The 5,792-nt window shown below is 43.0% G+C and carries 4 protein-coding genes and 4 pseudogenes; 4 read left to right on the plus strand and 4 right to left on the minus strand.

The window, feature by feature from the left end:
• Positions 1 to 49 precede the first annotated feature (49 nt).
• Positions 50 to 457, minus strand: a pseudogene (locus ACXAD8_RS23220) (DnaJ domain-containing protein); the annotation flags it as partial.
• 183 nt (positions 458 to 640) lie between these two features.
• Positions 641 to 2,564, minus strand: a pseudogene (gene dnaK / locus ACXAD8_RS23225) (molecular chaperone DnaK).
• 239 nt (positions 2,565 to 2,803) lie between these two features.
• Between dnaK and ACXAD8_RS23230 the strand changes: the two are divergent.
• A pseudogene (locus ACXAD8_RS23230) lies at positions 2,804 to 3,603 on the plus strand (thioesterase family protein).
• A 34-nt stretch (positions 3,604 to 3,637) separates the two neighbouring features.
• Here the strand turns inward: ACXAD8_RS23230 and ACXAD8_RS23235 are convergent.
• Positions 3,638 to 4,369 carry a substrate-binding periplasmic protein gene (locus ACXAD8_RS23235; protein ID WP_475233148.1) on the minus strand — a complete coding sequence of 244 codons (732 nt, stop codon included), beginning with the start codon at positions 4,367 to 4,369 and terminating at the stop codon, positions 3,638 to 3,640.
• Positions 4,370 to 4,680: 311 nt separating this feature from the next.
• On the opposite strand from ACXAD8_RS23235, the gene ACXAD8_RS23240 reads away from it, so the two are divergent.
• From ACXAD8_RS23240 to ACXAD8_RS23250, 3 genes and pseudogenes are all read left to right on the plus strand, one after another.
• Positions 4,681 to 4,797 (plus strand): hypothetical protein, encoded by a 117-nt coding sequence (locus tag ACXAD8_RS23240; protein WP_475233152.1) that lies wholly within the window; start codon positions 4,681 to 4,683, stop codon positions 4,795 to 4,797.
• Between the two features lie 182 nt (positions 4,798 to 4,979).
• Positions 4,980 to 5,267: a paraquat-inducible protein A gene (locus tag ACXAD8_RS23245; protein WP_475233150.1), complete on the plus strand. Its 288-nt coding sequence runs from the start codon at positions 4,980 to 4,982 to the stop codon at positions 5,265 to 5,267.
• Positions 5,264 to 5,332 (plus strand): annotated as a pseudogene (locus ACXAD8_RS23250) (hypothetical protein); the annotation flags it as partial. The gene ACXAD8_RS23245 and the pseudogene ACXAD8_RS23250, both read left to right, overlap by 4 nt.
• Positions 5,333 to 5,469: 137 nt before the next feature.
• Here ACXAD8_RS23250 and ACXAD8_RS23255 read toward each other — a convergent pair.
• Positions 5,470 to 5,792: hypothetical protein (locus ACXAD8_RS23255; RefSeq protein ID WP_475233154.1), on the minus strand; the 323-nt coding region annotated here is incomplete at its 5' end.

Genomic DNA, 5,792 nt, shown 5'->3' on the forward strand with positions numbered 1-5,792 from the left:
TTACGTATTGCTAAGGTTAACATACAGCGACTACGCATTCTCATCAGCACCTACCACGAACGGCCTCTTCAAGGCTTAAATCCATGTTGTAACGTAAGTCCGAACCACGTTGTTGACGCGATTGACGACGACCACCGCCACCACCAAAGATATCTCCAAACACATCACCGAAAATATCACCAAAATCACCATGACCGCCGCCGAAGCCACCGCCATGACCGCCACCACCTTGTTCAAAGGCTGCGTGACCATATTGATCATACATCTGACGTTTTTGGTCATCAGTTAGTACTTCGTAGGCTTCTTTTACTTCCTTGAATTTAGACTCAAGTTCTTTATCGCCTGCGGTACGGTCTGGATGATATTTCATCGCTAAGCGCTTATACGCTTTTTTTATGTCTCGTTCGCTGGCATCTTTGCTCACGCCGAGAACTTCATAATAATCGCTTTTTGACATATCTATCACACTACTCTTTTTACTGCAGTTACACTGCGTAAGGTAAGTCGAACGACTTTACCGTTTATATACATGCAAAAGGCGCGTCAAGCGAAATCGCTGGCGCGCCTCAATCATTTCATCCTAACTTAATTGGCTAAACAAAGCAGCCATTAATGCGTTAGGCAGAAGCGAAACAAGCAATTACTTGTCGTCTTTCACTTCTTCGAACTCTGCATCAACAACATCGTCGTCTTGTTTTGCAGAAGATTGTTGTGCACCTGCATCCGCACCACCTTGTTGTTGCTGTGCTTTAGCTTGTGCAATTTCCATTAGCTTTTGTGACTTCTCAGCAAGAGCTTGAGTTTTCGCTTCAATCTCTTCTTTGTTATCACCTTTAATCGCCGCTTCTAGCTCAGTAAGCGCAGCTTCGATTGCTTCTTTATCTTCTGCAGGTAATGCATCACCCGCTTCTTCGATTTGCTTGCGTGTACCGTGAACCATTGCATCAGCTTGGTTACGAGTTGCTACTAGCTCTTCGAATTTCTTATCTTCTTCAGCGTGCGCTTCAGCATCACGAACCATTTTTTCTACTTCATCGTCGCTTAGACCTGAAGAAGCTTGGATTGTGATCTCTGCTCTTTACCTGTATCTTTATCTTTAGCAGATACATGTAAGATACCGTCCGCATCTACGTCGAATGTTACTTCGATTTGTGGCGTACCACGTTGTGCTGGGCGAATACCTTCTAGGTTAAATTGACCTAGTGATTTGTTATCGCTTGCACGCTTACGCTCACCTTGTAATACGTGAATCGTTACCGCTGATTGGTTGTCTTCAGCTGTTGAGAAAACTTGTGATTTCTTAGTAGGAATCGTCGTATTTTTCTCGATTAGCGCAGTCATTACTTGACCCATAGTCTCGATACCTAGTGATAACGGAGATACGTCAAGTAGAAGTACGTCTTTAACGTCACCAGCTAATACACCACCTTGAATCGCTGCACCATACTGCAACTGCTTCATCAGGGTTAACATCTTTACGTGGCTCTTTACCAAAGAACTCTGCAACTGTTTTTTGAACTAGAGGCATACGTGTTTGACCACCAACAAGGATGATGTCATTTACGTCGCTTACTGATAAATCAGCATCAGCTAGTGCACGCTTAAGTGGCTCAATTGACTTAGTTACTAAGTCTTCAACAAGTGACTCAAGTTTTGCACGAGTAACTTTCACGTTCATGTGCTTAGGACCTGTTGCGTCAGCAGTCACGTACGGTAAGTTAACTTCTGTTTGTTGTGCAGAAGAAAGTTCAATTTTCGCTTTTTCAGCAGCTTCTTTAACTCGTTGCATTGCAAGCGGGTCGTTTTTAAGGTCGATACCTTGATCTTTCTTAAACTCTTCAACTAAGTAGTTGATAACACGGTTATCGAAATCTTCACCACCTAAGTGAGTGTCACCGTTAGTTGCTAACACTTCAAACGTGTGCTCGCCTTCAACTTCGTCGATTTCGATGATAGAGATATCGAAAGTACCACCACCTAAGTCGTATACTGCAACAACGTTTTCACCTTTATTTTTGTCCATGCCGTATGCAAGTGCAGCGGCAGTTGGCTCATTGATGATACGTTTAACTTCAAGACCAGCAATACGACCAGCATCTTTAGTCGCTTGACGTTGTGCAGTCATTGAAGTATGCAGGTACTGTAATTACTGCTTCAGTAACCGCTTCACCTAGGAAGTCTTCTGCTGTTTTCTTCATTTTCTTCAGCACTTCTGCTGAAATTTGTGGTGCAGCACGTTTCTCGCCACGCGCTTCAACCCATGCATCACCGTTATCAGCTTTTACAATTTTAAAAGGCATGATACCGATATCACGTTGTACTTCTTCGTCTTCAAAACGACGACCAATTAAACGCTTGATTGCAAATAATGTGTTAGTTGGGTTAGTTACTGCTTGGCGTTTTGCAGGTTGACCAACTAATGTTTCACCGTCTTGCGTGTATGCAATAATCGATGGTGTTGTGCGATCGCCTTCCGCGTTTTCGATAACGCGTGCTTTATCACCGTCTAGTACTGCTACACAAGAGTTAGTAGTACCTAAATCGATTCCAATAATTCTACCCATGAATCTTCTCCAACTTCAAAATTCGTTAATACGTTCGATGACTAGTAAATAGGGATGCAGGAAACTGAATTCAACTATAAAAATGAAAAATTTTACTTTTTTTTGAAATTTTTTTTGAAATGCATGTTTTTTCCTCAAAAAGCACTGTATTTGCACGCCTATTGCGGAATAAACAAACTGGTCTGATGACTTTGGCTGTGCTATAACCTAAACCATAACAATAAACGTTAAGGAAAATTATGCATTTTGATCAATTACTCGCCATGGCAGCTGAACTTGGTAAAGACAAAACAAAAGTAATGCAGTTTCCAGAAAACTGGTGCCAAGGCCGCACTGCATTTGGTGGTTTATCTGCAGCTTTATTATATCAAGCTATACGGCAGCATATCGATAACTCTCGCCGTTTATTATCTTTAAGTACTAACTTTGTTGGCCCGTTAATCGCTGACAATGATTTTTCAATCGACGTTGAAGTCTTACGTGTAGGAAAAACAGTGCGCAGGTACTGGCAAAAGTGATTCAAAATGGCGATGTTTGTGTTATTACACAAGCCTGTTTTGGGGCTGAGCGTCAATCAAGTGTACGAGTAGATGTCACTAAAACCATGCAGCTAAAACCGGTTGATGAACGTTTTATCCTACCTTATAAAGAAGGCGTGATGCCGGCATTTTTCCAGCATGTGGCATTGTGTTTGCAAGACGGCAATATGCCTTTCTCTGGAGCAGACACCTCACATTTAGGTGGTTGGATGAAATTCAAACATGTACCAGAGCAAATGAGTGAAGCGCATATCATTGCTTTAACAGATGCATGGCCACCGACTCTATTACAAATGTACAAGCAACCTGCACCAGCAAGTAGTATGTCATGGTACATAGAATTTGTAGAAGAACCTGCAATTGCCCATGATGCTTGGATTGGTTACGAGGCTGTTACCCATCATAGTAAAGATGGCTATGGTCTTGAAGATGGCTGTATTTGGAGTGAAGACGGTAAGCTAATTGCATTGAGCCGCCAAACTGTTGCGTTATTCGCGTAACTCTGGCTCTGAAAGCTGCGCGTACTCAGTACCATCAAGGCGAATAATTGCTTGGTATTCGCCTGATTCTTATGATCTCACCAAGACCCAAATTAAACGTGTTTTTTAACGTTTTACTGTAAAAAAACGCAGGTCTTGGTGCTTCTTTAAAGATTGCATGCACAATAAAAGGTTTTACCTCAGCGCTTTGTTTATATTTTTCTAAATAATATAAAAACACCCGGCGCTCTAGAATAATAACATCAACCCAGCCCTTCATAAGGTGATCAACTTGCGCTTCTTGGTTAACCACTTCTTCGTAAGAGCGTAAAATATTGGTAACCGATTTAAAAGGTGCTTCAATAAAATTAGTTGCGTTTTGAAAGGCAAGTACACTTTTACCTGCTAAATCATAGATAGTGCTAATTTTTAAATCTCTATTAGCAAGGCTGACCGCGACATTTTGATAGCGCAGTAGTTCATCACTTTTATAAACATGTGGAGTGAGAACTGGAGGAAAGTTTAATGCAATATCAACCTCTCCCTGCATAAGCTGTTGCTCTGCACGTTTATTAGACATGTAATGAATATGAATATTAGAGATGCCTTGTGACTTAAAAGCTGCTTTTAAAATTTCAAGTTGAATACCGCTATTGGTATCTTCGATAACATAAGGAGGTAAAGAGGCGCTTGCAGCAACAACAATAGGTTGTTGTATATTTGGCTCAGATAAACACTCACCTTTAACACTAATAAACAACATTAAAAGGGTAAATAATTGCTTCACTAATCACCATAATGAATTAAATGTATTAAAAAGCGTAATCGCTTTGTACAAATATTAGCTTATATTAAACAATGCTGCATTTGTATTTATGCAGTATTTGGTGCAAACTTAACTAAGTTCTTGTTTATGAGACGCTAAGTTTGCAAACAGCCTGCCCTAGTTGTGATCTGGTCGTTGAGATCCCACATTTAAATGCAAAACAAGTAGCGCTTTGCCCACATTGCAATACTAAGTTATCAACATCACAAGCCTGCCAAGACAGTACAGTGGTCGCATTGAGCTTAAGCGCAATAGTCATGCTTTTAAGCAGTATGTTTTATCCTTTTTTATCTTTCACGAGTAGCGGTATTACACAAACCATTACGCTTCCTGATGCTGCGCGTATTTTATTCAATTACGATAACGATTTTTTCGGGTCTATTTATTGACATAAGCATCATAGGCTTACCTATGTTGTTATTACTATTGATTATTCCGCTACATTTAGGTGTATTAAAAGTACTACCTTATTTGTGGGGCAAAAGATTGTTAAAAACCACCTTTGCTTTAGAGCCTTGGATCAGTGTCCGAGATTTTCTTAATCGGGGTGATGGTCAGCATGGTGAAAATAATGTCAATGGCAGACATTGAATTTGGTGGAAGCTTTTGGTCCTATGTGGCATTTGTGGTTCTATATGTAGCAACCATGGCGAAGTTAAATAAACACTATCTTTGGAAGCAATTAAAAGAGCCCGCATATATAGATTCAAACAATTTGCAAACACACGAGCTGTCGATCAAGGACTGCGTGCTTGTCATGTTTGTGGCCAATTATGTAATACTGAAATTTGCTCGCGATGTGACACTAAAACCTTTACCCGCAATCCTTATAGTGTACAAAAAGCGTTTGCTTGGTTGATCGCATCTGTCGCTTGCTACGTCCCAGCCAACATCTACCCAATTATGTATACCACCAGCCTAGGTGATGAAATGCCTTCTACGATTATTGGTGGTGTGATGATTCTGTGGAATAGTGGTTCTAGGTGTCGGGCGTGTCCCGGTGGCCGGCCGGCCGGCCTGAACCGGCCGGAGTGCGTGAGGCGCGACGCGGGCGCGGTGGCTCACGCCGCGCGCGCGCGCGCGCGCGCGCGGGCGCCGGCCGCCGCCGCCCGCCGCCCGCCGCCGCCGCCCGCCGCCTCGTTGCTGCTGCTGCTGCTGCTCTGTCTCACCCACCACACGCTGCTGCTGCTGCTGCTGCTGCTGCTGCTGCTGCTGCTGCTGCCACCTGCTGCTGTGCTGCACGCTGCTGCTGCTGCTGCTGCTTGTGCCCGCCACTGCTGCTGCTGCTGCTGCTCACTCATGCTGCCACCAGGCTGCTGCTGCTGCTGCTGCTGCCACCCTGTGACCAGGTTACCGTGAGATACCACTGAGTCCAGGCTGGGCT

It is taken from the genome of Planctobacterium sp. AWH2_060, from assembly GCF_056158425.1.

Coding starts and splice junctions, on each gene's coding strand:
- ACXAD8_RS23240 (WP_475233152.1), top strand. CDS start 4,681: ATGTTTTATCCTTTTTTATCTTTCACGAGTAGCGGTATTACACAAACC.
- ACXAD8_RS23245 (WP_475233150.1), top strand. CDS start 4,980: ATGTCAATGGCAGACATTGAATTTGGTGGAAGCTTTTGGTCCTATGTG.